This is a genomic window from Pseudomonas sp. SC11 (assembly GCF_047039205.1).
GTDB classification, from domain to species: domain Bacteria; phylum Pseudomonadota; class Gammaproteobacteria; order Pseudomonadales; family Pseudomonadaceae; genus Aquipseudomonas; species Aquipseudomonas boreofloridensis.
Genome location: NZ_CP178183.1, coordinates 3,391,670 through 3,417,996 on the forward strand (window position 1 = coordinate 3,391,670; position 26,327 = coordinate 3,417,996).

Annotated in this window: 27 protein-coding genes and 1 tRNA gene; 18 read left to right on the forward strand and 10 right to left on the reverse strand. The window is 60.8% G+C overall.

Annotated elements, in window-relative coordinates:
• Positions 1 to 94 precede the first annotated feature (94 nt).
• The 4 genes from ACK2SD_RS15075 to ACK2SD_RS15090 all read right to left on the reverse strand — a co-directional run bounded on the left by ACK2SD_RS15075 (position 95) and on the right by ACK2SD_RS15090 (position 4,921).
• Complete coding sequence (locus tag ACK2SD_RS15075; protein WP_412460198.1) at positions 95 to 442, reverse strand: phage holin family protein; 348 nt, start codon at positions 440 to 442, stop codon at positions 95 to 97.
• Between the two features lie 1,026 nt (positions 443 to 1,468).
• The gene (locus tag ACK2SD_RS15080) at positions 1,469 to 4,240 is read right to left on the reverse strand and encodes a bifunctional DNA primase/polymerase (RefSeq protein ID WP_412460199.1); all 2,772 of its coding nucleotides are present in this window, start codon (positions 4,238 to 4,240) and stop codon (positions 1,469 to 1,471) included.
• Complete coding sequence (locus ACK2SD_RS15085; protein WP_116888602.1) at positions 4,237 to 4,440, reverse strand: TraR/DksA C4-type zinc finger protein; 204 nt, start codon at positions 4,438 to 4,440, stop codon at positions 4,237 to 4,239. The genes ACK2SD_RS15080 and ACK2SD_RS15085 overlap by 4 nt, the downstream gene beginning before the upstream one ends.
• The gene (locus tag ACK2SD_RS15090; protein WP_116888603.1) at positions 4,433 to 4,921 is read right to left on the reverse strand and encodes a phage regulatory CII family protein; all 489 of its coding nucleotides are present in this window, start codon (positions 4,919 to 4,921) and stop codon (positions 4,433 to 4,435) included. The genes ACK2SD_RS15085 and ACK2SD_RS15090 overlap by 8 nt, the downstream gene beginning before the upstream one ends.
• Positions 4,922 to 5,457: 536 nt before the next feature.
• Between ACK2SD_RS15090 and ACK2SD_RS15095 the strand changes: the two genes are divergently transcribed.
• The 7 genes from ACK2SD_RS15095 to ACK2SD_RS15125 all read left to right on the forward strand — a co-directional run bounded on the left by ACK2SD_RS15095 (position 5,458) and on the right by ACK2SD_RS15125 (position 10,311).
• Entirely contained in the window at positions 5,458 to 6,090 is a 633-nt protein-coding gene (locus ACK2SD_RS15095; RefSeq protein ID WP_412460200.1) for a LexA family protein, read from the forward strand.
• A gap of 254 nt (positions 6,091 to 6,344) precedes the next feature.
• On the forward strand, positions 6,345 to 6,854 hold the full coding sequence (locus ACK2SD_RS15100) for a hypothetical protein (protein ID WP_304482723.1): 510 nt from the start codon (positions 6,345 to 6,347) through the stop codon (positions 6,852 to 6,854).
• On the forward strand, positions 6,851 to 7,090 hold the full coding sequence (locus ACK2SD_RS15105; RefSeq protein ID WP_412460201.1) for a pyocin activator PrtN family protein: 240 nt from the start codon (positions 6,851 to 6,853) through the stop codon (positions 7,088 to 7,090). The genes ACK2SD_RS15100 and ACK2SD_RS15105 overlap by 4 nt, the downstream gene beginning before the upstream one ends.
• Positions 7,091 to 7,171: 81 nt before the next feature.
• Positions 7,172 to 7,681, forward strand: coding sequence for a hypothetical protein (locus ACK2SD_RS15110; RefSeq protein ID WP_412460202.1), 510 nt, complete (start codon positions 7,172 to 7,174; stop codon positions 7,679 to 7,681).
• Positions 7,678 to 9,483, forward strand: coding sequence for a DNA cytosine methyltransferase (locus tag ACK2SD_RS15115; RefSeq protein ID WP_412460203.1), 1,806 nt, complete (start codon positions 7,678 to 7,680; stop codon positions 9,481 to 9,483). The genes ACK2SD_RS15110 and ACK2SD_RS15115 overlap by 4 nt, the downstream gene beginning before the upstream one ends.
• Positions 9,480 to 9,812, forward strand: coding sequence for a hypothetical protein (locus ACK2SD_RS15120; protein WP_412460204.1), 333 nt, complete (start codon positions 9,480 to 9,482; stop codon positions 9,810 to 9,812). The genes ACK2SD_RS15115 and ACK2SD_RS15120 overlap by 4 nt, the downstream gene beginning before the upstream one ends.
• Positions 9,813 to 10,065: 253 nt before the next feature.
• A complete protein-coding gene (locus tag ACK2SD_RS15125; RefSeq protein ID WP_412460205.1) occupies positions 10,066 to 10,311 on the forward strand; it encodes a hypothetical protein in 246 nt (81 codons plus the stop codon).
• Here ACK2SD_RS15125 and ACK2SD_RS15130 read toward each other — a convergent pair.
• The 3 genes from ACK2SD_RS15130 to sohB form a co-directional block, all read right to left on the reverse strand.
• Positions 10,308 to 11,285, reverse strand: coding sequence for a tyrosine-type recombinase/integrase (locus ACK2SD_RS15130; RefSeq protein ID WP_412460206.1), 978 nt, complete (start codon positions 11,283 to 11,285; stop codon positions 10,308 to 10,310). The genes ACK2SD_RS15125 and ACK2SD_RS15130 overlap by 4 nt on opposite strands.
• A 139-nt stretch (positions 11,286 to 11,424) precedes the next feature.
• Positions 11,425 to 11,498, reverse strand: a tRNA-Cys gene (locus ACK2SD_RS15135).
• A 144-nt stretch (positions 11,499 to 11,642) separates the two neighbouring features.
• Entirely contained in the window at positions 11,643 to 12,668 is a 1,026-nt protein-coding gene (gene sohB, locus ACK2SD_RS15140; RefSeq protein ID WP_412460207.1) for a protease SohB, read from the reverse strand.
• Between the two features lie 199 nt (positions 12,669 to 12,867).
• Here sohB and ACK2SD_RS15145 point away from each other — a divergent pair, with 199 nt between their 5' ends.
• The 5 genes from ACK2SD_RS15145 to ACK2SD_RS15165 all read left to right on the forward strand — a co-directional run bounded on the left by ACK2SD_RS15145 (position 12,868) and on the right by ACK2SD_RS15165 (position 16,846).
• Positions 12,868 to 13,581 (forward strand): histidine phosphatase family protein, encoded by a 714-nt coding sequence (locus ACK2SD_RS15145; protein ID WP_412460208.1) that lies wholly within the window; start codon positions 12,868 to 12,870, stop codon positions 13,579 to 13,581.
• Between the two features lie 57 nt (positions 13,582 to 13,638).
• Complete coding sequence (locus ACK2SD_RS15150; RefSeq protein ID WP_412460209.1) at positions 13,639 to 13,956, forward strand: SCP2 sterol-binding domain-containing protein; 318 nt, start codon at positions 13,639 to 13,641, stop codon at positions 13,954 to 13,956.
• A gap of 199 nt (positions 13,957 to 14,155) precedes the next feature.
• Positions 14,156 to 15,223, forward strand: coding sequence for a phosphotransferase family protein (locus ACK2SD_RS15155; RefSeq protein WP_412460210.1), 1,068 nt, complete (start codon positions 14,156 to 14,158; stop codon positions 15,221 to 15,223).
• Positions 15,224 to 15,262: 39 nt separating this feature from the next.
• Complete coding sequence (locus ACK2SD_RS15160; RefSeq protein ID WP_039577094.1) at positions 15,263 to 16,030, forward strand: SDR family oxidoreductase; 768 nt, start codon at positions 15,263 to 15,265, stop codon at positions 16,028 to 16,030.
• 117 nt (positions 16,031 to 16,147) lie between these two features.
• Complete coding sequence (locus tag ACK2SD_RS15165) at positions 16,148 to 16,846, forward strand: YoaK family protein (protein WP_029613247.1); 699 nt, start codon at positions 16,148 to 16,150, stop codon at positions 16,844 to 16,846.
• A gap of 1 nt (position 16,847) precedes the next feature.
• On the opposite strand, the gene ACK2SD_RS15170 is transcribed toward ACK2SD_RS15165, so the two are convergent.
• Positions 16,848 to 17,198 (reverse strand): hypothetical protein, encoded by a 351-nt coding sequence (locus ACK2SD_RS15170; RefSeq protein ID WP_412460211.1) that lies wholly within the window; start codon positions 17,196 to 17,198, stop codon positions 16,848 to 16,850.
• 112 nt (positions 17,199 to 17,310) lie between these two features.
• Between ACK2SD_RS15170 and ACK2SD_RS15175 the strand changes: the two genes are divergently transcribed.
• Positions 17,311 to 17,619: an RcnB family protein gene (locus ACK2SD_RS15175; protein WP_029613245.1), complete on the forward strand. Its 309-nt coding sequence runs from the start codon at positions 17,311 to 17,313 to the stop codon at positions 17,617 to 17,619.
• A 65-nt stretch (positions 17,620 to 17,684) separates the two neighbouring features.
• Here the strand turns inward: ACK2SD_RS15175 and ACK2SD_RS15180 are convergent, their stop codons facing one another.
• Complete coding sequence (locus tag ACK2SD_RS15180) at positions 17,685 to 19,655, reverse strand: BCCT family transporter (protein ID WP_029613244.1); 1,971 nt, start codon at positions 19,653 to 19,655, stop codon at positions 17,685 to 17,687.
• 267 nt (positions 19,656 to 19,922) lie between these two features.
• Between ACK2SD_RS15180 and ACK2SD_RS15185 the strand changes: the two genes are divergently transcribed.
• From ACK2SD_RS15185 to ACK2SD_RS15195, 3 genes are all read left to right on the forward strand, one after another.
• Complete coding sequence (locus ACK2SD_RS15185; protein ID WP_412460212.1) at positions 19,923 to 21,629, forward strand: amidase; 1,707 nt, start codon at positions 19,923 to 19,925, stop codon at positions 21,627 to 21,629.
• Between the two features lie 79 nt (positions 21,630 to 21,708).
• A complete protein-coding gene (locus tag ACK2SD_RS15190) occupies positions 21,709 to 22,413 on the forward strand; it encodes a transcriptional regulator (protein WP_412460213.1) in 705 nt (234 codons plus the stop codon).
• 13 nt (positions 22,414 to 22,426) lie between these two features.
• Positions 22,427 to 23,347, forward strand: coding sequence for a pyridoxal-phosphate dependent enzyme (locus tag ACK2SD_RS15195; RefSeq protein ID WP_412460214.1), 921 nt, complete (start codon positions 22,427 to 22,429; stop codon positions 23,345 to 23,347).
• A 170-nt stretch (positions 23,348 to 23,517) separates the two neighbouring features.
• On the opposite strand, the gene ACK2SD_RS15200 is transcribed toward ACK2SD_RS15195, so the two are convergent.
• Positions 23,518 to 23,727, reverse strand: a complete 210-nt coding sequence (locus ACK2SD_RS15200) for a DUF2945 domain-containing protein (protein WP_029614859.1) — start codon at positions 23,725 to 23,727, stop codon at positions 23,518 to 23,520.
• A 214-nt stretch (positions 23,728 to 23,941) separates the two neighbouring features.
• Between ACK2SD_RS15200 and ACK2SD_RS15205 the strand changes: the two genes are divergently transcribed.
• Together ACK2SD_RS15205 and ACK2SD_RS15210 are read left to right on the forward strand one after the other, a co-directional pair.
• Entirely contained in the window at positions 23,942 to 25,039 is a 1,098-nt protein-coding gene (locus ACK2SD_RS15205; protein WP_412460215.1) for a carboxynorspermidine decarboxylase, read from the forward strand.
• Between the two features lie 34 nt (positions 25,040 to 25,073).
• Positions 25,074 to 26,318 (forward strand): saccharopine dehydrogenase family protein, encoded by a 1,245-nt coding sequence (locus ACK2SD_RS15210; RefSeq protein ID WP_029614857.1) that lies wholly within the window; start codon positions 25,074 to 25,076, stop codon positions 26,316 to 26,318.
• Positions 26,319 to 26,327 lie beyond the last annotated feature (9 nt).

Below are 26,327 nucleotides of genomic sequence, written 5' to 3' on the forward strand. Positions count from 1 at the left end.
GAAATTACAGCTGCAGAGAAATCGCGAGTCTGCGCACCCGTGTAGGGGGCGGGCCGGGGGGAGGACCCAAAATGGGGCCCCGGCACCGGCCAAGTCACTGGGCTGCCCCGCCGCTGCCGGGCGGCGCCGCCTCGACGCCCAGCCGCTTCGCCGCCCAGCGCTCGTACAGGCCGATGGCGACGTCAGCCCCTGCCGTTGCCGTGAGGCAGCCAAACGCCGCCGCCGCCCAAATCGAAACGCCCATCGAGTACAACAGCATGATGGTCGCCATCCCGCACACAACGCATGCGCCAGAGCGCAACGCGATGCGCCGCACCAACCCCCAGCCGCGTGCACCCGCCCGGTCTGCCCGCCACATCTCGCCCGACACACCACCGACCAGGGACAGCACGATCACCATCCAGATCGGCATCTCGACTAACGCCTGTTGTTCGTTTGTCATTCGGGGCTCCTTGACCAAAGCAGTTCGCTTGTCTTGACCCTCAGTAGAATATCCATCACGCCTCCAGACGCCGGAAATAGAAAACCCCGCCAGTTGGCAGGGTTCTCGGGGTGCAGTTCGGTAATTGGGAAGCGCCTGAGCGCAGCTGTCATATCGTGGGGACTTTTTACCGGTCAACTGCAAAACCGAAAAGAGGCAATTTTCGGTTAGCCAACTCGGCGCTACTTCGGCGCAGGTTCGGAACACACTCGGCGCATTCCAACCCGACGAACGGTATTAGCTCGATTAGGCCCCACACGGTTCACCAAGATTCTGGCCACCTGCAGATGCAAGGCGGTGACCCAGTTCCAGTAGGTTCGCTGAGCATGTTCTTCCAGTCCCACCTCTCTCATTTGCTCGCGAATGGTCGCCTCATGAACGTAGCGAAACAGGGCAAGCCTGGCTAACACGCGACCCCGAGCATCACGCCGATCAAGCTCGGCCACTGCCGCGTCAATCTCAGCGGCCGCATGGTCCATCCCTGCTCCTGCAATCAGGATCCGAGAGCCCGATGCGCCCGTGCGAGGGGCAAGTCCCTTCCATTCCATGATGCTACCCATCTGGCTGCCCAAGCCGGATGGCCCCCGGCGCCGCTGCTCAGCCCAGTGCCGCATCAGAGAGTCAATGTCCTTCATCATTGCCAGCGCCCTCCGATGGCAACCCTACACATTTCCAACCAACCCAACACAGACCCTACACAGCGGGATATGAACAAAATCAATGCCTTAAAGGCATGTGTGTAAGGTGTGTAAGGTTGGTAAGGTTTTTTCGTCCTCGCGTAAGGAAAAAAGGAAGCCGCAGCAATGCGAATGGTGAGAAAGTTTTTCTGACGCGCACGCGCGTGCGCGCGAACCTTACACACCTTACACAGGTGTCCCGCAGCCCTTGAGATACGCGGCTTAGCGCTGTGTAAGGTTGAGCAGCCGACCCGACACACACCCAACACACCCAACACACCCGACACACCCGACACACTTGTTGGCGTAGTCATGCAGCAGCCCCCTTGACGTGGTCCCAGCCGTCAACATTCCAACCCGCAAGTTTTGCCTTGCTTCGCCAGGCTAGGACATGGGCACCCAGCTCGGCACTCTTCATGGATGGTGGCAGGAAGGCTTGATCATCCTTTGGGAAGAACCAGGCGCTGAACCGCCTAGTGTTTCCCTCCGTCCAGGGGATAGCCCGCGTTTTCTCCACACCCACCGTCTCGATGAACAAGCTGAATTTCGTCTGGCTCATCGAGTGTTCCTTGAACCGTTGGCACCACTCCAGAAACAACGAATACAGGTCGGACGAAAGGCACGCACCCCACAGCCCATTGCCGAGCTGAGCGGTGCGCCACAGATGCACGAAGGTCTGCCAACTAGCCCTGCTCAATGCAACGAGGCGCTCGCGCGCGGGCGTACTGGGCGGTTTGGTCTGCGGGTCGAAGTCACCCAGTTCCTGGGCGAGCAACCAACCATACAGCGCCTCGACACCGCCGTTTAGCAGCTCCTGTTTGATCGCCAACTGCCTCTCAGGCGGCAGCTTGTGTTCGGGCCACATCACCAAGAATCGCCGGTCAGCCTCTCCGATCGGCCAGGGCATGATCTCGTTCGACAAAAACACCGCGTTCATATGGCTGGACTCTTCCCAGCCGTTGACGAACTTACTTTCGATCCGAATCGTCTGGCCTGTGATCAACTGCTTGATCTTGCCGACTTGGTTGTAACGCTGATCGCGGCTGACAACTTCCTCGAACACCGCCCACAGCTTGCCACTTTGCCAGGCGTTGAAGTTCCCCTCTAACTGCGTCTGGCCAACTGTCGCCGAATAGATGCCATAGAGCTGCCCCATCACGACCGAGAACAGCAGGCTCTTACCCGAGCCCTCCATCGTCGAGTGCATCAGTACCGCAGTGTCCATCTTGGCCCCGGAATGCTGGAGCGGGTACGCAAGCCAGCACGTCAGCCAGCGCGCTGATACCTCATCTTCATTGCACAAGAAATTAATCAGCCATCTCAGGTTCTCGCAGGCGGCGTCATTCCGAACCGGCTCCAGCGGCAACCCTTCAAAAGTGTTGATGTAAACCTGAGGGTCGTGCTTCATGCAGGGGTCAAAGACGATGTGATTCATGTCCACGACGCGCCGATCAGGGTTGTTCAACCACAGACTGTAGGCATCGCCCAAGGCCATCTTCACCGCGCCCTCGGCAACACGTCGTTTCTTGGCGTAGTCCCACACGTCCTTGGTCCCATCGATGTAGACATACCGCGTCATCATCGGCATGGAGAAGTCACCCAACGCCTTGCCGGCCAGCGCCTGAGTGCGTTCGTTGTCCTTCACCCACTCTTCGCTGACGCGCTTCTTGCGAGATGGATCCGTGACCGCCTCCCACTCTTTGAACGCGTCTTTACCAATGTGGGCAATGAAGCCGGCCTTCTTGACCTTCTTTGCCGCGTCAATGTCCCAAACCTGCGTGGTGCCTTCGATCAGCGCATAGCGACGTAGCAGCGCCTTCAAGTTGAACGCGCCCCCGCCCCCCTCGCCATCGGAGGAGCTGGCCGGGCTGGATTCGGCGGGTTCACGGTCGGCGTCAGGCGCAACTTCTGTGTCCGCCGCTCGGGGCGGTTCTTGATCGGCCTGCTCGTTGACCAATGGGGCGCGGGGAAGCTCGCCCAATGGAGGCGGCGCGGGTGCGCGGGACTTGGCATCGATGCCGAGGATCTCGGCAGCAGCTTTGATTGCGGCCCGCTGATCTCCACCATGGACAAGGATGCAGAACACGTCGAACGCGTCGTTCTTGTGACCATTGGCCAAGGGATCGGAACTGTGATGGGAATAGAGCTTGCCTTCACTGATCGACACGCCCGCCATACCGCTGCTGCTTTGCGGGCACAGCCACTTGTCACCACGACGCTCGTAGCCATGGCCCTCAATCAGCGAGGCGATGTCATGCGCCTGATTGAACAGTGGAATCACGTCTGGCAGATCACGTCCGCTGCGAGGCTGCGCAGGTCGCGGTTTGGCTGCAGTAGGCCGTGGCGCTAGCTTCGGTTTTGGCTGCCATGGACAGATGCTCTCGGCCTTGGGTTTGAAGTTCTCCCAGTCCTGCCAGATCGCCAACAGTTTGGCAGGTAGCTCGGGCAGGCCTTGCGGGTCAGGCGGGGTGCGCCAGGTGTAGGGGCGGCCGGTGCCAGGATGTATCGATGGCGGCAACACGTCTTGCACAAGGCCGGCGCGCAGCTCGAACACTGGGATTTTCTTGAAGGGCTCTGCGGCGACCTTCAGTGCATTTACTCGGTCGATGTCCTTGGCGTCCCGCGCCGCTTTGACCTGGGTCATCAGCGCTTTATGGATCGAGCCATCCGGGTCCGCCTGGCTAGGCCACGTCAACGGGTGCCAGGACAGATCGACGCCTTCCGGCATCTTGAACATGATGCGAAAGCGCGCAGGATTGCCCACGGACGTCGGATAGGCGTCGGCGAGCGAGTCGAGGTCCATGCCCAACAGCTCCTGCAGGATCTGCCGCGTGCACTGCACATCATCTACGTCCAACGAGCAGACACGGCTAGGCCCGAGCACAACACCCAGGTTGTGGCTCGGGTGCGTGCTCCAGAAGGTTGCCGCGTCATCCGATGCAGTGAAGTAGCCACCTGGCTGATTCCACCCGCTACCCTTCGGCCCCTTTTCGCCTGGGTCGATTGGGACCAGGGCCAGACCGAAAGTATCGATGTAACGCCGCGCCCAATCAGCTGTTGTAGGAGTTGGGCGCTCGCTCATCGGCGGCGCTCCCGCAGCTCCTGACAACTCACGCAGGTCTGGCAGCCAATCACCAGTTGCTGACGCTCTGAGGGGATGGGCTCGCCGCAATCCTCGCAATGCTCGGCGCTGGGTTGCACGGGAAGTCGGGCTAGGCGCTGTAGCGACAACTGTAAGAAGTACTCGACGTGGTCATTGGCGAAGTCGACGGCGTCAGCCATGGGACTGATCCTCCATGGCCTGACGTGCTCCCGCCGTAATGGCCAGCACCTGTCGAATGACGTCCAGACCACGCGCTTCCAAGGTCAGGACTTCATGTGGTTCCCAAACGTTATCCGCCGCCCCTTCGTGCATGGTGCGCACGAACTGTGCAGATTCCTCCAGCAAGTGGGCCACCGCTTTGAGCTGCTGATTGGTGGCAGGCACCGGTTCCGGGCGATACCAGACCACTCCCGCTGCCCTACCCAACGCATCGAGCACGCGCTTGTCGCAGGTCCACTGCAACACCTCTTCAAGCTCGTCGGGGTTGAGCCAACGCCTCTCTTCGTCGTGCTTGAGCTTCTTCTGCAGGGCATCCAGATCCATCCCCATGTCGAATGCCAGGGAAGTGATGCCACCTTTGTACTCGCGGCCAGCGCGCCAAAGCGCGTGGCGTAATGAAAGAGCCGGACCAGTGTCCGGCAAATTGTCGATGCGGCTCATAACCGTTAATCCTCGTTCAACGGTGTAGCCACGAGATAAGGTAAGACCTATCCTAGGACCACGACCGTCGTGCTGTGGGTTAGTCGTCGCGCTGAGCTGTGCGACCACTGCATGCGGTAACAGTCAGCCGGTTGAACTTGTGAGAGAGAGCACCGGTTGACGAGAGTGATGGTGATAGCCGTCATAGCTGAGCTGGGAGGTGAGAGCCCTAGCTCAGCGTTCTTCCAATTCACCTCCATCTGAAACCTGCTCCTTACAGAACAGCTCAATAGCTTTGCCTAGCTCATAGCGAACCGAGGCCCCCTGTGTAGCCCTGTAGATCGTCGGTTGCGTCGTTCCAACGCGTTCCGCTATTGCTCGCTGAGAAAAACCCAAATCAACCAGTTCTCGAAGCATTTCTTGGACAGTCATTGCACGCACCAATGCGTTAACGAATTGGCCGGAGGATACCCAATCGAATTGGCCGGCGCAATACAATTCCAATACGTTAACGAATCAGAGTCCCGATCGTGATAGGAAAACGCCTTGCGCAACGCATGCTGGAATTGAGCTGGTCAGAAGGCGAATTAGGTAGGAAGTCTGGCGTCCCTCAGCCAACCATTCACCGGATCCTGACGGGAGTTTCCGCAAGCCCGCGACAAGCGAACGTTGAAAAGCTGGCCAAGGCATTGGGCGTTACGACCGAATGGCTTTGGAAAGGCGGTGACACACCGTCGGTCCCAACCGGGCCGAACTCTAACGTCGAGCTTGGGCCGAGAGTTAGGGGCTTTGTACCTCTGATTTCGTGGGTACAAGCTGGCGCTTGGTGCGAGATGCAGGACGATATCGAGCTATCGAGCGTTGAGGGCTGGCTGCCCTGCGCTGTTTCTCATAGCAGCTCGACCTTCGCGCTAAGAGTGCGTGGACTATCAATGTTCAACCCCCACGAGAGACGCTCATTTAGGGACGGGGACATCATTTTCGTGGACCCCGCGAGAGAGTACGAGAACGGCTCGCTAGTCATCGCCAAGCTTCCAGGCAGCAAAGAAGCTACTTTCAAGCAACTAGTCATCGAAGGTCAGAGACAGTTTCTCAAGCCTCTAAACCCGGCATGGCCAGACCCTATTATTGAGTTGCCAGATGATGCAATGATCTGTGGCGTCGTCGTGTCCAAAGTCGAAATCTTCTGAAAATCCACACAATCAATACGAATACGCATTGACCATATCAATTCGCTTGAGTATTGTCTGAGCCGCACCCTCTCTCTCACATGAGGCTCAGACGTGAAATCCGTACAAGATAATCTGACCTGCAAGATCTACTTGCATCCCATGACCTGCTGCCGCCCTTCGTCGCTGGCAGCATTCCAACTCCGCACCGGTCTTCAGATCATCGCAACCCCGAAAGGAAACGCTCAGGCGATCCCTCAATTAGGGGGTGTCGCATGAGTGAGTTCACCGTTCCGCTACGCCGCGTCATGTTGCTCCAGCACACGCTTGAGGCTGGTGGTAAAGCCGTTTGCCAGGTGCTCCGACCAGAGCGAATCTTCGACGCCCAATTGGAAATCGAGAACGACCTGCGCAGCCATCACATCAAAGCGAGCTTCGGCCCTCTCACCGCCTCCCTCACGCTGCTCAGGGGCGACGCCTCGAAATATCACGCGCTGAGAGACTTCTTGCAGGATCTGGCCAACGGCCGCACCGAGTCCGGCCGACAGTCAGCAGAAGCCATTGCAATGCGCGAAGCGTTGGAGGCGGTTAACTCGGTCATCGGCTACACCCGCGAGGCCTACATCAGCCCAACGAACGATCCTGAGCGGCCGTTCCGAGTGATCGTACTGGACCAGCTTGGTGACATCTGCGCCCTGACCAAAGGGTACAGCCAGGACGAGTTGGTCGAGACAGTGCGTAGCCAGATCCGACGCGTCGACGAGAGGCTAGAGGGTCTGGCATGACGAGCACGCTGGAGCAATTGCGAGCCCAGTGGACAACCCCCTGTCCGACGCTGACAGCCGTGCGCGAGCAGTATTTCTCGCACATCAAGACAGATCGCAGATTCAGGGAGCTGATCCACAAGGGTGAGATCAAGCTGAAGCTCAAGAAGCTTCACAGATCGACGAGAGCGCAGTACGTCATCTACCTGCATGACCTCGCTGAATACCTCGATCAACAGCACATACAACCTGCATAACTCGGCGGCCCCGGCCACCGGGGGCATCCGCCCGCCATCAGCTCTCACATCACTGATGGCGGACAAATTGGAGCGAACTCCATGCAACTACATCATTATGTACTCGCCATCTCTATCGGCTGGATGGTGACACTGATCATTCTCCCCTTCTTGATCGCCAAGACACGCCGCTTCGCCTACAACCGAGGCTTTGAAGCCGGCAAAGCCTTCCACGACCAGACCCTGGCCCTTCAACTGCAAGAAGCGAAACAAGCCCGTGATGACCTGCGCACCGAGCTGCAGCGGACTCGGCAAGCCTGCGAGCAGCAGCTCGCCGCACGTCAAGCCAACATCACGGCGCTCAAGACAAGTATCAGCGAGCTTGAAGCACGAATCATGTCGTACACCGGGCTCGCGGTGACCAAAGCCGACTACGACTTGCTTACAGCGACGGCTGAAACGCTGGGGCTCACCGAACGAACCCTGAGCGCGCTGAAAGCAGGACAGCAAGCATCGAAGGCTCGGAACCAGATTGAACACCTGACGCGCCTCGCCAAGCGCATGCACGCACATCTTCGCGAAACTCCATCCAGCGCAGGAGCTGCAGCATGACCCTGCGCAAGCATGTCCTGAAACACTTCCATATGTGCTGCGGCCTGGGCGGAGGTGCTAAAGGCTTCAATCGCTCCAAGCCAATCGTGGGCAACCTGCAGGCTGATTGGCAGTGCCTCGGCGGCGTTGACGTGGATCCGGCCGGCCTGGCTGATTTCGAGCGACTTTCCGGCGTGAAAGGCACGCTGATCGATCTCTTCACGCGCGAACAGTACATCCGTTTCCACGGTAAAGAGCCGCCACCGGACTGGCGGGAGGCAACCCCGGAAGACATCCGTCGAGCAGCTGGCGGACAGCGGCCGGACGCAGTGTTCATCAGTTCACCCTGCAAAGGTGCAAGTGGCTTGCTGTCTGAGACTATGAGCCAGACGCCCCGGTACCAGGCCCTGAATGAGCTGACCCTACGCTGCATCTGGCTGTTCTGCGAGGCATGGGCTGACGATCCCGTCCCGCTGCTGGTGTTCGAGAACGTTCCGCGCCTCGCCAGCCGTGGCCGGCATCTGCTCGACCAGATCAACAGCCTTCTCTCAAGCTTTGGCTACGCCGTCGCCGAGACCACACACGACTGCGGGCGCATCGGAAACCTTGCGCAAAGCCGAAAACGCTTCCTGCTGGTCGGGCGTCATGTCGAGAAGGTTCCACCGTTCCTTTACGAGCCTGAGCAGAAATCGCTTCGTGCAGTTGGCGACATCCTCGGGCGCATGCCACTGGCCGGCGACATTGAGGCTGCCGGCCCAATGCACCGGGTTCCGGCGCTTCAATGGAAGACGTGGGTGCGACTCGCACTCGTTGAGGCGGGCAAGGACTGGCGTAGCCTGAATGATCTCGCGATCAAGGACGGATACCTACGCGACTTCGTGATCGTCCCACAAGCATATGCGGGGTACCTGGGCGTCAATGACTGGTCAGGATCCGTTGGCACCGTCGCAGGCAAGTCCAATCCAACGAATGGCGCATTCTCGGTTGCAGACCCTCGAGCACAGGCCGGCGCCCTGCAGTATCAGCAATACGGCGTGCGCCGCTGGCAGGACACAAGCGGGGCAGTGATCGGCGTTAAAAGCCCTGGCCAAGGCACATTTAGTGTGGCAGACCCACGCCGCGCAGGTAGCGGTTTCGGTAAGTACCAGGTTACCCCTTACACCAGCTCGGCGGGCACTGTCATCGCGGGCAGCACTACAGGCCAGGGCGCCTTTGCTGTGCAGGATCCGCGCTACCACAACTGGCACCCAGGAGCATCGAGCCGAAAACTCAACGTGGTTGCAATGACCCAAACCGCCGGCACCGTCACAGGATCACAGCAGGTGGCCAGCGGCGCACTATCGATCGCAGATCCGCGCCCAGGCATGCGCCGCAGCAAGGGCGATGCCTACCTCACTGGTGGCCACTATGGCGTGGTGCCTTGGAATGGCCAGGCCGGAGCCGTTTCCGCAAGTGCCATGCACGACAATGGGCGCTGGAGCGTTGCAGATCCGCGCATGCCGGAACCTAACGTCCGACTCGCCTGCGTCATCGAATCACTCGACGGCACCTGGCACCGCCCTTTCACCACTCTCGAATTAGCCGCCCTGCAGAGCTTGGTGGACCCCGAGGAACAACTGGAACTCGACGGTCTCAGCGATCAGGCGTGGCGCGAGCGCATCGGCAATGCCGTACCACCAGCTGCTGCCCAAGCGGTGGCTGATGTGATGGGGACGACGTTGCTACTGGTCGCGCAGGGCGAAACCTTCGTCCTCAGCAGTATGCCGATATGGGTTAGGCCAATCGCCGTCGGCCTCAGCGTCGCGCAAAGGGAGGCAGCATGAGCACCCATCGCCACATCTGGTACACATCCGAGGGCTACGACGGTGGACTGCATCACTGCAGGAAGTGCGGCCGTGACCACCAAGGCCCGCGACCTGAAGCCCACGACTGCCCCGTGTCAGACGCCGAGCACAAAGCCGTCGCTTGGCTCGGCTCGGCCGGGCTCTACCGCACTCGTCTGGAGGCTGTGCAGAACGGGGAGCAGCGCGTCGAGCCTGTTTCTGCAGACCAATTGTTCACCTATGCGCGAGCACTCGTCTGTATGCAGATCGATGAGCGACGCAAGGCTAAGTCCGCAGTCTCCCGTACCGATGAGGGGGCCTCGCTATGAGCGTCACTGCCACCTACCAACCCGAAGTCAGGACGAGCAAAGGCATGCAGCCCTTGCTTCGCCCTGCGATGTCAGCCATCTGCGACGTGTGCGGCAAGTCTCGCACTCGCCCAGGTGGCCACGATAAATGCTCCAAGATCCGCCAGGCGGCGGGCTTCATCATCAAGCAGGGGACCACGGCATGAGCGTTGATTTTTTGAAACTGACAGCGCTCGCCACCGCAGCCATCCGATTCATCTTTTGAGGGGGTTACATGGAACAAGAAGTAATCCACGTGCCCGAGCTTGCCAAGATGCTCGGGCGCACGGAGTCGTCGATTCGTAGCGCGCGCCAAGACGGCGCCAACTGGCTACCGCCGTTCTTCAAGCAAGGTAAGCGCGTCTGTTGGCGTGTCGCGACAGTACGCAAGTTTTTAGAAGAGTTTGAGCAGGGGCTGCACGCGCCTGCCAGACCAGGGCGGAAGCGCCAGGCCCCACCGACGCTCGCCAAGATTCGCTAGCCCAGCTTGTCGGCCAGTGAGTCGGGGCATAGGTGCGTGTATCGCCGGAGCATCGCCAGCGTGCGGTGCCCTGTGATGCTCGCCACCTCCATCAGCGACAGGCCTTTCTCGAACAGCCGCGACGTGCCCTCATGCCGAAGATCGTGGAAGTGCAGATCTTTCACGGCGGCTGCCTTGCAGGCGCGGTTGAAGTACTGACTCACCGAGTGCGGCGCCAAGGAGAACACCTTGCCATCCATGCGCGCCGGCAGGCCGTCGAGCAGCGCCCGCGCCTTGGATGACAACGGGACCAGCCGACGGCTGCCATTCTTGGTGTCTTCCAGCAGCGCGTGCTTACCCTTCACATTTTCCCGGCGCAGGCCCAGCAGTTCGCTGCGGCGCATAGCCGTCTCTACCGCAATCTGGATGATCGCGGGCATTTCGGCGTGAATCTCTCCCGCCTTCTCTATCACGGCAGCGAGCTCGAAACTCGATGGCCTGCGATCTCTCTCTTTCGCCCCCTTGGGCATCCTCAGCTTCATCACCGGGTTGCTCAACCCCTGAATGCCCCAGTCCTTGATCGCCACCGTAAACAGGTGGCTAATGATCGCAAGGTCAAGCCGAACTGTGGCCGTAGACTTCCCCTGCTTGAGCTCACCATCCCTGTACAGCGCAAAGTCACTGGACTTCAACACGGCAAGCACCCTGTCAGCCAGCGCGTGCTTTTTCCACTTGTTGATGCGGGTAAGTTCCTGCTTCGCGCCCTTCTTCGATGAGGTTATCTCCCGCGCGTAGCGGTCTAGTGCCTCGGCCAACGTCGTGCGCTCGGCTTCCCGCATATCGACGAAGCGCGCCCGCGACATATCGCCTTCGATCTCAGCTGCCCAGCGCTGGGCCTCGGCTTTGGTGTCGAAGGTGGCAGACAGTGAAGGGAATCCTTTGCGGCGGATCTTCGCCCGCCATGCGCCGCCTGGGCGCTGTTCATAAGTAGCCATGAGCCGGATTTTGCCGGGGACGGATGGGACGCGCAAATTCCTTTGCTGTCCCAAATTTGTCCCAAATGCTACGGGGATGCACAACCCGTGGGCATTAAAAAAGCCCCGCAACCTCAATGGGTGCGGGGCTTTCGAATGGTGGAGGCCGAGGTCGGAATCGAACCGGCGTAGACGGATTTGCAATCCGGAGCATAACCACTTTGCTACTCGGCCTCAAAGCTGGAGTCAGCTTTCGCTATCTCCTTGAAACTGCTTAACTTTTTCAAGCAAGCTGCGTTTCGATGGACGCCATTATGTCGGCATTCCCTGCCCCTTGCAACCCCTTGGATGAAAAAAATCTTCAAGGGGCTCAAGGTGTTAGCGCAGACGGCCGAGCTTGCTCAAAAGACCGATCAGCGCCTTCTCAACAGCGCCGCTGGCCGCCACACCGATACGCTCCTGCAGCGACTTGCGCTCGGCAAAATGCACGTGGAACAGATTGGCTTCCCGAGCGCGCGTGCTCAGGTACTCATCGCTGGTGCTCAACTCATCCACCAGCTTGCGATTCAGTGCGGCAACGCCCAGCCACACTTCGCCGGTGGCCACCTCATCGATGTGCAACTGGGGGCGGTAACGGGCGACGAAGTCCTTGAACAACTGATGGGTGACATCCAGGTCCTCCTGAAACTTTTCGCGTCCCTTCTCGGTGTTTTCACCGAAGACCGTCAGGGTACGTTTGTACTCGCCGGCGGTGAGGACTTCGAAGTCGATGTCATGCTTCTTGAGCAAGCGGTTGACGTTGGGGAGTTGGGCGACGACGCCGATGGAGCCGAGTACAGCGAAGGGCGCGCTGACGATCTTGTCGCCGATACAGGCCATCATGTAACCGCCGCTAGCAGCGACCTTGTCGATGCAGACGGTCAGTGGGATGCCCGCCTGGCGGATGCGGGCCAATTGAGAAGCGGCGAGACCGTAGCTGTGGACCAGACCACCGCCGCTTTCAAGACGCAACACGACCTCGTCCTGGGGCGTGGCGAGGGTGAGTAACGCAGTAATTTCATTGCGCAGGCTCTCGGTCGCCGAGGCCTTGATGTCGCCATCGAAATCCAGCACATAGACACGGCCTTTTTCCTGCGATTTGGCCTTGCCCTTCTTGACCTGTTTTTCAGCTTTGGCCTGCTGCTTGCGCAACGCCTTGAGCTCAGCCTTTTCGAACAGACCCGCTTCCAAGCGCTCGCGCAAGTCTTTGTAGAACGTGTTCAGGCGCGTGACCTGCAATTGCCCACCCGGTTTGCGCCGACCTTTACCGCGCAGATTGGCGATCCCCGAGAGAATGACCAGGATGGCAATGACCAGCGTGGCCGTTTTGGCGAGAAAGCTTGCGTATTCGGCAAGAAACTCCACAGTGACTCCTTAATGAACCTACGCCCCAGGGCGCGAAACTGTTGCAAGCATACCGGTGCGCTTGGGCGGCTACCAGCGTGGGAAAATGCTGGCAACACAGTTCAAACAACCTTTTCAAACGCTTGTATGTTTTTCCATTGACAGCCTCCACAGGCCGCCCTAACCTCGCAACAACTTCATCATCCAGCCGGACAATGCAGTGGGCGACATCTACCTGATCCGACATGGCCAAGCCTCCTTCGGTGCCGACGACTATGACGTCCTTTCGCCCGTGGGCATCCGCCAGAGCCAGGCGCTGGGCGATCACCTCGGCCTGCTCGGTGTGGATCTGGACCGCTGCCTATCAGGTAACTTGCGCCGCCAGCAAGACACCGCACGCCTGACGCTGGAGGCAATGACCGGCGCAGGACGCCAGGTCGCGGCTCTGGAGAACGACGCGGCATTCAACGAATTCGATGCCGAGGGTGTGATCCGCGCCCTGCTCCCGGCCTTGCTGCCAAACGAGCCTGAAGCGCTGCATGTTCTGCGCAATGCTGCGCAGCACCCATCCGAGTTTCAGCGCCTGTTCGCACTGATGGTCCAGCGCTGGCACGACGACGAGCACGACGCGCACGACGGCCTGGAAACCTGGGGCAACTTCCTCGATCGTGTCGCAGGCGCTCTGGATCGCGTACTGGCCACAGCCGGCAGTGGCGACTCCATCGCTATCTTCACCTCTGGCGGCACCATCGCCGCCCTGCTCCATCTGCTGACCGGCATCCCGCCAGCCCAGGCCTTCGCGCTGAACTGGCAGATCATCAACACCTCGCTGAGCCACCTGAAGTTCCGTGGCAGCGACGTGACCCTGGCCACCTTCAACAGTCAGGCACATGTACGGCTGCTGAAGACACCCGAGCTCCTCACCTACCGTTAGAGCCCGGTACATCCCGTCCCTATGCGGACCTGACTATCTCTCAATAAGGAATGCACAATGACCTCCGTAGCCGATGCCGTGAAGACGATGCAAAAGAAGTTCAACCCAGCTGCGGCCGCCGGCCTGGACCTGGTGTTCGGCTTCAACATCACCGACGAAGACAAGCACTACGCGCTGATCGTCAAAGATGGCACCTGCGCGCTGCAGGAAGGTGAGAATCCGGACGCCAACTGCACCTTGGTAATGGACAGCGAGACACTCAAAGGCATCGTCAGCGGCGATACCGACGGCATGCAGGCTTTCATGGGTGGCAAGCTGCGCGTTGAAGGCGACATGATGCTGTCGATGAAGTTGAGCGAGCTGTTCCCCTCCTGAGTGGCGTGCCGCGCTGATCGAAAAGAACCGAAGCTGTAGCCGCTTCGGTTTTTTTTCGCCCACGCCTTCGCATGGGTCTATCAGGGACAGTGATCGACCGGCAACACCCGCGTCGATAGGCCATCTGGCACGCTTGTCCCATACCGGCCAGGCCATTAGATTAGCCAATCATCCTTGCCAACCGGAATAAGGAAAAGGCATGTCGCTCACCGATCAGCCCACCGAGGCACGCCGCGGCGAAGAACTCGACGCCGCTCGCATCGACCCGTATCTCAAAGCGCATGTGCCCGGCCTCGACGGCCATCCGATCATCAGCCAGTTTCCGGGTGGCGCGTCCAATCTGACTTACCTGATTGCCTATCCTCAGCGCGAGCTGGTACTGCGCCGGCCACCGTTCGGGCAAAAGGCCAAGTCGGCGCATGACATGGGCCGCGAGTTCCGCATTCTCAACCAGCTCCACGCCGGTTTCCCCTATTGCCCAAAAGCCTATGCGCACTGCACCGATGAATCGCTGATTGGCGGCGAGTTCTATGTGATGGAACGGGTCAAGGGCATCATCCTGCGTTCGGACCTGCCGCCCCAGTTGGGCCTCGATGCCCGTCGCACCGAAGCCCTGTGCAAGAGTTTCATCGATCGCCTGGTCGAACTGCACCAGGTGGACTACACCCACTGCGGGCTGGCAGACCTGGGCAAGCCCGACGGCTATGCACAACGCCAGGTCGAAGGCTGGGCGAGCCGCTACGAAAAAGCCCTTACCCCCGATGCCCCGCGCTGGGAAACGGTGGTCGCCTGGCTACGCGAGAAGATGCCTGAAGACCACCCACGGCCAGGCATCATCCACAACGACTACCGCTTCGACAACGTGATCCTCGACGAACAAAATCCCATGCACATCATCGGCGTACTGGACTGGGAGATGGCCACCCTCGGTGATCCGCTGATGGATCTGGGCAACAGCCTGGCCTACTGGATCGAAGCGGACGATCCCGCCGCCGTGCAACTGATGCGCCGCCAGCCCAGCAATGCACCCGGCATGCTCACGCGCAGACAATTCGTCGACTACTACGCCGAGCGCGCCGGCATTCGCATCGACAATTTCGACTTTTACTACTGCTATGGCCTGTTCCGCCTCGCCGGCATCGTCCAGCAGATCTACTACCGTTTCCACCACGGCCAGACCCAGGACAAGCGCTTCGCCCAGTTCATCCACATGAACCGTCTGCTGGAGCACATGGCGCTGCAGGTGATCGACGCGTCTTCTCTCTGAACTGCGCAGGCCCTGAACTTCACCACAAGGAACCCCGGCATGTCCAAGACCTCCCTGTTCGACCTCGATGGCAAGATCGCCTTCGTGTCCGGCGCCAGCCGCGGCATCGGCGAGGCCATCGCCCACTTGCTGGCCCAGCAAGGCGCCCATGTGATCGTTTCCAGCCGCAAACTGGACGGCTGCCAACAGGTCGCCGACGCGATTATCGCGGCCGGCGGCAAGGCCACGCCCGTGGCCTGCCATATCGGCGAGCTGGAGCAGATCCAGCAGGTCTTTGCCGGTATCCGCGAGCAGTTCGGACGCCTGGACATCCTGGTCAACAACGCCGCCACCAACCCGCAGTTCTGCAATGTGCTGGACACCGATGCCGGCGCCTTCCAGAAGACCGTGGACGTCAATATCCGCGGCTACTTTTTCATGTCGGTGGAAGCGGGCAAGCTGATGCGCGAACACGGCGGCGGCAGCATCATCAACGTGGCTTCGATCAATGGCGTCACACCCGGGCTGTTCCAGGGCATCTATTCGGTGACCAAGGCGGCGGTGATCAACATGACCAAGGTGTTCGCCAAGGAATGCGCGCAGTTCGGCATCCGCTGCAATGCCCTGCTGCCGGGCCTGACCGACACCAAGTTCGCCTCGGCGCTGGTGAAGAACGACGCCATCCTCAAGGCCGCCTTGCAGCAGATTCCACTCAAGCGTGTTGCCGACCCCAGCGAAATGGCCGGCGCAGTGCTGTACCTGGCCAGCGACGCCTCCAGCTACACCACGGGCACCGCCCTCAACGTCGACGGCGGTTTCCTGTCCTGATCGACACCAGCAGCGGCAAGCTGCCGTTGGTCAGTATCGCGCTGCCATCCTCGGATATACTCCGCCAGCCGCAACCGCCGGGCCACTGACGCCCGGCCAGACTGGAGGAACCCCGCGATGCTGCCCCGCAGTCCGTCACCCAACAGCCACCGCCAACGTCATCTGCAGCGCCGTGGCACGGTGGGGCTGTACTTCGTCGCCGCCTTGTCGGTACTGGCCGGCATGACCGACGCCATCGGCTTTTTGGCCACCGGCGACTTCGTCTCGTTCATGAGCGGCAATACCACGCGCCTAGCGGTATCCCTAGGCAATGCCGAGTGGGGGCCCATCGTGCGCCTGGCCTTGGTGATTGGCGCCTTCATCCTGGGCAACGCGCTCGGTGTGATCGTCGCGGCCCGCAGTGGCCGGCGCCACTGGCCCTTGCTGGGATTGATCGGCTTGTTGCTTGCATTGGCCGGGCTGCTGCCCGAAGCGCTGCAACTGGCCGCACTGCTGGCGGCGGTCACAGCGATGGGCATGATCAACGCCGTGGTCGAAGAAGTGAACGGCTTGCCGATCGGACTCACCTATGTGACGGGCGCTCTTTCGCGCTTTGGCCGAGGCCTGGGTCGTACGTTGCTGGGTCAACAGCGCCTGGGCTGGCGTGTGCAACTGGTGCCCTGGAGCGGCATGTTCATCGGTGCCGTGCTCGGCGTACTGCTCGAGCAACGCTTCGAACGCGCCGCACTGCTGGCCAGCGCGCTAGTGGCCGTGATGCTGGCGCTGGCCTCGTGGAAAATTCCGCGGCGCTGGCAACTGCGCTACATGCCGCGATGACTTACAGGCAGGTCGCAGCCGCAGCCTTGCGCTGCAGCGCGATCATGTCGCTCTTTTGCGCGTAGTAGTCGACCCGCGTCCCGCCGGCCTGCGGGTAGACGTCGACGAACGATTCCGCCTCGCGCGTGTAGACGGTGAAGCCACCGGCCTTGCGCGGCTCCAGATAGCCACTGGCGTCGACGCCGAAGTGCGCCTCCTCCTGCCAACTGAACTGTATGCATTGGGCGACTATCTCCGGCGCCTTCTGCGAATCCAGGCGCGCGCCGGGCTGACCGGTACGTGCAGCCTCCATGGTCGACGACGCACAACCGATCATCAGCAGCGCCGCGGCCAGCGGCAATAGTGCTCGCATGTTGCATCCTCGGTAGAAAAAAGAAGCGACTGTAGCACTGCGCTTCGCATGGAGTGAATTGTCACGCACAGGTCGCTGTCGTATTTACAGAATGTCCATGAGGAAAGCCTGCATGAAAACCCGTTCCCTGATGTGCGCCCTGCTCTTCACGTTGCCCCTGACCCAACTGCCACTGAGCGCGCAGGCGGCCGAGTCCAACGTCGAGAGCGTCAAGGCGCCCGAGTCGCATAACCGTGAACTCAAAGTCGGCGACAAGGCGCCCGACCAGTACAAGCGTGACGACGAAGCCGTGCGCGACTGGAAGGCCAAAGGCCTGCCAGCACCGGAGAAAGAAAGTCACTGGGTGAAGATGGCCAACAACTATGTCCTGGTGCAGACCACCAATGGTGTCGTGCTGGCGATCCAGGCGGCCAAACACTGAGGCGTGTTCTACTTCAGCCCTGCCAATTGAAACGGGCCGCATCTGCGGCCCGTTTCGTTTGCGACTCACCCCACCAAATGCAGGTAATGCAGGTGACGTTCGTAGTGATCGAGAATGTCGCCGATCACCTCGTCTTTCGACCAGCCCATCACATCGTGATCCTGCCCACCCTCGCGCAAATGCACTTCGGCGCGGAAATACTTGCGCTCCTCCCCGGCCATGTCGCTGAGCACGAAGCTGGGCATGGCATAGGCGCGCGGACGAATCTCGTAGATGAAGAGGTCGTCGCTGGGGCCGAGCTTGAGCGTTACGCGCCCGCCTTCACCCTCTTCGACACTGCAGTCATAGCCCTGTCGGCGCCATTCTTCGACCAACGACTGGCAAGCCGGCAACGCCACTTCCGAGATGAAACGCTGCACGTGCGAACGGCGCGGGAACATCGCCAAGGTGCGCAGGCGCCGCTGCCAATTCCCAGCCGCGCGCGATGCCGTCGGCGAAATCGCCAGCGCCTGGTAGCGCAAGTCGCGCTTGGTGGCATCGAGCTTGAGCGCCTTGAGCAGCCCGCGCATGCTCAGGAGCAGTGCCACGGTGAACGGCAGCGCACTGGCGATGGTCGCGGTCTGCAGTGCCTTGAGACCGTCAGCAAGCAACAGGGCAATGGCCACGATGCCCATGGTCGAGGCCCAGAAAATTCGCTGGCGCATCGGCGTGCCTTCCTGGCCGCCGGAGGCCAGCATGTCCACCACCATCGCGCCGGTGTCGGCCGAGGTGACGAAGAACACCACCACCATCACCACTGCCAAGGTGCTGATCACGCTGGCGAACGGGAAGTGCTCGAGGAAGGCGAACAGCGCCAGCGAGGTGTCCTTCTCCACGGCGGCCGCCAGATCGGTGAGGCCTTGGTCGAGGATCATGTGGATGGCCGTGTTACCGAACACCGTCATCCACAGCAGGGTGAACGCGGTCGGTACCAGCAACACGCCGGTGACGAATTCGCGGATGGTCCGACCGCGCGAGATGCGTGCGATGAACAGCCCGACGAAGGGCGACCAGGCCAGCCACCAACCCCAGTAGAACAGCGTCCAGCCACCGATCCAGTCGGTCGGTTGATAGGCGTACAGGTTCAGGGTACGGCTGACGATTTCACTGAGGTAACCGCCGGTGTTCTGCACGAAGGTCTGCAGAATGAGCACGGTCGGCCCCAGCAGCATCACGCCCAGCAGCAGCAACACGGCCAGGCCCAGGTTGAGCTCCGACAGACGACGGATGCCCTTGTCCAGACCCGACATGACCGACAGCGTGGCCAGGAACGTAGTACCGATGATCAAGGCGATCTGCACCGGTATCGATACCGGCACACCGAACAGCGCATTGAGCCCAGTGTTGATCTGCGACACGCCAAAGCCCAGCGAGGTCGCCACACCGAACACCGTGCCGATGATGGCGAAAATGTCCACCGCATGGCCCAGCGGGCCATGGATACGCTCGCCGATCAAGGGATACAGCGCAGATCGCAGGGTCAACGGCAAGCCGTGGCGATAACTGAAGTAGGCCAGGATCAACGCCACCACCGCGTAGATGGCCCAGGCGTGCAGGCCCCAGTGGAAGAAGGTGATGCGCATCGCTTCGCCCGCAGCCATCACCGTTCCACCCTCACCCAGCGGCGGCTTGAGGAAGTGCATCACCGGCTCGGCGACGCCGAAGAACATTAGGCCGATGCCCATCCCGGCGGAGAACAGCATGGCGAACCAGGTGGCATTGTTGTAGTCGGGGGTGCTGTGGTCCGGCCCCAGCTTGATGTCGCCGTAGCGGCTAATCCCCAGGAACACCACCGTGCCCAGGATCAGCGCCACCGCGAGAATGTAGAACCAGCTGACATTACCGATGATCCAGCCCTGAATGTGGGCGAACAATTCTTGGGCGTGATCGCGGAATACGCTGGCGTAGAGCACCAGCAGCAACAATATGACGGCAGAGATCCAGAAGACCGGTGGATTGATGGTGGGACTGCGCGGGGGTTCGGGGGATCTTGCCATGTACGATTACTCTCCAGCTTGGCGCTTCATGCGCACGGTTACCTACGACAAACGGTAGACGCTGAAGGTTTTATCGGACAAGAAATATCAGACATTCTTTATTCTTACCCAGGGCTTTTTCCTACAGCGCTCGGTGGTATCGCCATGCCTTCGCTGCACTGCCGTGCCCCGCTGCAAACGGGTTTTTCCCCTGCGCAAACCTGCGTCTGCGCAGGGCTTCTTGTACACTCGCCGGCATGAAATCCACCTGTACAGTTTGGTGACAGCATGATCGAGGTAACCGAGGTTTCCATTGCCGAGCTGCGCGATGCGCTCGAATCAGGTCGCACCACAGCGGTCGAGCTGGTCCAGGCCTACCTGGCCCGGATCGATGCCTATGACGGCGCCGATACGCCGACCGCGCTCAATGCCGTGGTGGTGCGCAATCCCCAGGCCTTCGAGGAAGCGGCGGCCTCCGATGCACGACGCGCTGCGGGGAAAACCCTCGGCCCGCTGGACGGCATTCCCTACACCGCCAAGGACAGCTACCTGGTCAAGGGCCTGACCGCCGCCTCCGGCAGTCCGGCATTCAAGCACCTGGTCGCCCAACGCGACGCCTTCACCGTCGAGCGCCTGCGCGCAGCCGGCGCCATTTGCCTGGGCAAGACCAACATGCCGCCCATGGCCAACGGCGGCATGCAGCGAGGCGTGTACGGCCGCGCCGAGAGTCCGTACAACGCGGCCTTCCTCACCGCACCGTTCGCCTCTGGCTCCTCCAATGGCGCCGGCACCGCCACGGCGGCCAGCTACAGCGCGTTCGGCCTGGCCGAGGAGACTTGGTCGAGCGGACGCGGCCCGGCCTCGAACAACGGGCTGTGCGCCTACACCCCCTCGCGCGGGGTGATCTCGGTGCGCGGCAACTGGCCACTGACACCGACCATGGACGTGGTAGTGCCATATGCACGGACCATGGCTGACTTGCTGGAGATCCTCGATGTGGTGGTGGCCGACGACGCCGATACCCGTGGCGACCTGTGGCGCATGCAGCCCTGGGTGCCGATTCCCCCTGCCTCCAGCGTTCGCCCGCAGAGCTATCTGGCACTGGCCACCGGCAGCGCCGCGCTCAAGGGCAAGCGCTTCGCAGTGCCGCGCATGTACATCAATGCCGATGCCGACGCTGGCACTTCGGAGAAGCCCGGGATCGGCGGGCCGACCGGCCAGCGCATCCATACCCGCGCCAGCGTGATCGACCTGTGGCAACAGGCTCGGCAGGCCCTCGAAGCCGCAGGCGCCGAAGTGGTGGAAACCGATTTTCCACTGGTTTCCAATTGCGAAGGCGACCGCCCGGGTGCCCCGACCGTGTACAACCGCGGCATCGTCACACGGGAATTCCTGCATGACGAACTCTGGGAGCTTTCAGGCTGGGCGTTCGACGATTTCCTGCGCGCTAACGGCGACCCTCAGCTCAACCGTCTGGCCGACGTCGACGGACCGCAAATCTTCCCCCACGACCCTGGCACCCTGCCCAACCGCGAAGACGATCTCGCGGCCGGCATGGACGAGTACGTGAACATGGCCAAACGTGGCCTCAAGGCCTGGGACCAGATCGCCAGCGTCCCGGAAGGTCTGCGCGGCCTGGAACAGACCCGCAAGATGGATCTGGAAGCGTGGATGGATCAGCAGGGTGTGGACGCTGTGATCTTTCCCACCGTCGCCGATGTCGGCCCCGCCGACGCCGACGTCAACCCTGCATCGGCGGACATCGCCTGGAGCAATGGTGTCTGGGTCGCCAATGGCAACCTGGCGATCCGTCACCTGGGTGTACCCACTGTCACCGTGCCGATGGGTGTAATGGCCGACATCGGCATGCCTGTGGGCCTGACCTTCGCCGGACGTGCCTATGACGACAATGCGCTGCTGCGTTTCGCTGCGGGGTTCGAGGCGACTGGATCGCGGCGCATGATTCCACCGCGCACACCCGCGCTGAACCGTTAACCCTGGAAACTCACGCACGACTCGCCAAATTCAACCAATTGTGTAAAATTCAACATAATTGTGAATTTGGCGAGCCCCCATGCCACCCCTATCTCTCCAACAAGAGCGCCAGCTCACACTCACCGTGCTCAAAGCTGCCCTACAAGCCTTGGGCAGCGTCGCGCCGGGCAACCTGGAAATCCTCCTGCACGACCTTGATCGACCGGAGCACTCGGTGATCGCCATCGTCAACGGTCATCTCTCGGGCCGACGTGTAGGCAGTCCGATTCTGGCCGCTCCTGAACAGGACCAAGGCTTCAAGGCACTGATGCAAGCCAGCCGCGATCAACAGGGTTGCGACCCGGTGGTGTTGAACGATTACCCCACCTCACTCAAAGGCCGCAGCCTGCGCAGCGCCACCGCAATCTTTCGCGACAGCGGCGGGCATCCTTTCGCAAGCCTCTGCGTTAACACTGACCTGACCGGCCTCGACGCGGCGATGACTTTCCTTCGCCACTTCCAGTCATTAGGCGCTGGAGGTGTTGAGCAAACGCCTGGGGATGCCGCCGACCTGCCGCAACTGATGGCCGAGATCATCGAAGACGCCCTGCAGCGTAGTGGCCAAGGTCGTCTGAACAAGCAGGCCAAGGTCGAGGCAGTGCGCCTGATGCAGGAACGTGGATTGTTCATCGTCAAAGGCGGCGTGGAAAAAGCCGCCGACGCCTTGGGCGTGACCCGCTACACCATCTACAACTACCTTGAGCAGTTGCGAGGCGACGCCACGCCCACTGCCCGCCAACGCTGAACGTGGAGCGCCCATGACCTTGCACATCGCTACCCCCCTGATCGAATCCCGTCCGCTGTCACTGGCAGCGGGACGCGCCGTGTGGCTCAAGCTCGAAGCCCTGCAGCCGCCCGGCTCGTTCAAGTTGCGCGGCGTGGGACATGCCTGCGAGGTGCATCATGCCCGAGGCGCCCGTCATTTCATTTCGTCGTCGGGCGGCAATGCCGGCCTGGCCGTGGCCTATGCCGGACGCGCGCTCGGTGTGCCGGTGACGGTGGTGGTGCCTGAAACCACCAGCGCCCGAGCCATCGAACTGCTCACGCTCGAACAGGCCGAAGTGGTGATCACCGGCAGTTCCTGGCAGGAAGCCAACCAGCATGCCCAAGGCTTGCTGCAGCCAAGCGATGCGTTCATCCACCCGTTCGATGACCCACTGCTGTGGACGGGTCATGCCAGCATGATCGACGAAGTCGCCCAGAGCGGCGTGAAGCCCGACGCGGTGGTGCTGTCGGTAGGCGGTGGCGGGCTGCTCAGCGGCGTGGTCGAGGGCTTGCAGCGCAACGGTTGGCACGATGTGCCGGTACTGGCAGTGGAAACCGAGGGGGCCGCGTCGCTGCAGGCGGCCATGGTCGCCGGCGGCCCCGTCGAGCTGACAGCGCTCAGTTCGGTAGCGACCTCTCTGGGGGCCAAACGGGTGGCCGATCAGGCGTTCGCGTGTACACAGCAGCATCCCGTGTTCAGTGAACAGGTCACCGACCGTGCCGCGCTGCAAGCCTGCGAGGATTTCCTGCGCGATCACCGACTGCTGGTCGAGCCAGCCTGCGGTGCAGCATTGGCGCTGGCCTACGAGCCTGGACGACTTGCAGGCTATGAGCGTGTCTTGATGATCGTCTGCGGCGGGGCCACCGCGACGCTCGAGCAGATTCGGGACTGGCTGAACAAACAACCGTACTGAGCAAGCACCGCCTCCCGGAAACTTGAACGCGGCGGCATTCACCGAGGCGTGCGTGATAGGCAAAAAAAACCGCGCCGAGGCGCGGTTCAAGGGAGGGATAAGGTAGGCGGGACCGTCACAATGGTCCATTTCGTCCTCGGTGATCTTGCCGCTGTGCGGCTTGGCCCGTTTCAGTTCCTATGCAAGGCCGACTCCTTGTGCATCGCCAGATGCCCGGTCTTGTCGCTCTTGACTTCGTACTGCGGCTCCTCTTTCGAACAATGCCGCTGGCGCCCCATGAACGCCACATCGCGGGTATGCACCTTGACCACCGAGCCGTGGATGATCCCGGCCTCGGAATTCCAATGCACCTTGTCGCCCGCCTTGTATTTGGAACTCATGGGTTTCTCCTTCGCCAACCTGTTCGGTTGATTCAGATGGTCACAATCCTCTGTTCAACTGAGTGGACGTCGACAGAAAAGATTCAATCCAGATGAACGCGCACCCGCACAGGGCATACACCACGCGAAATCCGTCTCGTGCCCTTTCGATCTACGGCGAGGGCAGGCACAATGCGTGTCCTTTTTTTGGCCGGCCTGGCCGGGGGCCTTTGAAATGATCAAGACGCCGTACTACCTCATCGACAAAACCAAGCTGCTGGGCAACCTGGAGAAGATCGCCTATGTGCGCGAGCACTCCGGCGCCAAGGCCCTGCTCGCCCTCAAGTGCTTCGCCACCTGGTCGGTGTTCGACCTGATGGAACAGTACATGGACGGCACCACCTCGTCTTCGCTCTACGAGCTCAAGCTCGGCCGTCAGAAGTTCGCCGGCGAGACCCACGCCTACAGCGTGGCCTGGGCCGATGATGAAGTGCCGGAGATGCTGGAAAACTGCGACAAGATCATCTTCAACTCCATCGGCCAGCTCGAGCGATTCGCCGAGCAATCCGAAGGCAAGACCCGCGGCCTGCGCGTCAATCCGCAGGTGAGCAGTTCCGACTATCTGCTGGCCGACCCGGCGCGTCCTTTCAGCCGTCTCGGCGAATGGGACCCGGAAAAGATCGAGAAGGTGATCGGGCAGATTTCCGGTTTCATGTTCCACAACAACTGCGAGAACGGCGATTTCGCCCTGTTCGACAAGATGCTGTCGCACATCGAGGAGCGCTTCGGTCACCTGCTGCACAAGGTGCAGTGGGTGAGCCTCGGCGGTGGCATCCACTTCACTGGCGAAGGTTATGCGCTCGAAGCGTTCTGCGCACGCCTCAAAGGCTTCTCCGAACAGTACGGTGTGCAGGTGTATCTGGAGCCAGGCGAAGCGGCCATCACCAACAGCGCTTCGCTGGAAGTCACCGTGCTCGACACGCTCTACAACGGCAAGCACTTGGCCGTGGTCGACAGCTCGATCGAAGCACACATGCTCGACCTGCTGATCTACCGCCTCAATGCCAAGATGGCGCCCAATGACGGTGAGCACACCTATATGGTCTGTGGCAAATCGTGCCTGGCCGGCGATATCTTCGGCGAATATCAGTTCGAGCGGCCGCTGGCCATCGGTGACCGTTTGTCCTTCGTCGATGCGGCGGGTTACACCATGGTCAAGAAGAATTGGTTCAATGGCCTGAAGATGCCGGCGATCGTCGTCAAGCAGCTCGACGGCAGCATCGAGGTCAAACGCGAGTTCGGGTTCCACGACTACGTTTCCAGCCTGTCGTGACGACAGGCCTTTTCAACAAGGAGCATCGAGTAAATTGAAGAAGAACGTTCTTATCATTGGTGCAGGAGGTGTCGCCAAGGTGGTGGCCCACAAGTGCGCACAGCATAACGACGAACTCGGTCGTATTGCCATTGCGTCACGGAACATCTCCAAATGCCAGGCCATCATCGACAGCGTCAAGGCCAAGGGTAGCCTCAAGGTACCCGCCGACATCCAGGCCTTCTCGCTCAACGCCCTCGATGTCGAGGCGACCAAGGCTTTGATCCGCGAGACCGAATCGCAGATCGTGATCAACGTCGGTTCCGCCTTCCTTAACATGTCGGTGCTGCGTGCCTGCATCGATACGGGTGTCGCTTATCTGGACACCGCGATTCACGAAGAACCGGGCAAGATCTGCGAAACCCCGCCCTGGTATGGCAATTACGAGTGGAAGCACCTCGAGGAATGCCAGCAGAAGAACATTACCGCCATTCTCGGCGTCGGCTTCGACCCGGGTGTGGTGAACAGCTACGCCAAATTGGCCCAGCAGCAGTACTTCGACCACATCGAGTCGATCGACATCCTCGACGTCAATGCCGGCTCCCACGGCAAGTACTTCGCCACCAACTTCGATCCGGAAATCAACTTCCGCGAGTTCACCGGGCAGGTGTGGAGCTGGCAGAACAGCCAGTGGACCCGCAATACCATGTTCGAGGTCAAGCGCACCGACGATCTGCCAGTGGTTGGTTCGCAGAACCTGTACCTGACCGGGCACGACGAAGTGCATTCGATCTCGAAGAACCTGGACGTGCCGAACGTGCGCTTCTGGATGAGCTTCGGCGAGCACTACATCAATGTGTTCACCGTACTGAAGAACCTCGGCCTGCTCTCCGAGCAGCCGGTCAAGACCGCTGAAGGCCTCGAAGTAGTGCCGTTGAAAGTGGTCAAGGCGGTTCTGCCCGATCCAGCCTCCCTTGCCCCGGGCTATACCGGCAAGACCTGCATTGGCGACCTGGTCAAGGGCACCAAGGATGGCCAGCCACGCGAAGTGTTCATCTACAACGTCGCCGACCACGAAGAAGCCTATGCCGAGACCGACAGCCAAGGCATTTCCTACACCGCCGGTGTGCCGCCTGTAGCCGCTGCATTGTTGGTGGCGCGTGGCGAATGGGATGCCAAGCGCATGGTCAACGTCGAAGAGTTGCCGGCAGAGCCGTTCCTCAAGGCGTTGGACGTGATGGGTCTGCCGACCCGGGTCAAGGACGAACACGGCGACCGCGCGTGGGATGCTGAAGTCTAAACGATAGAC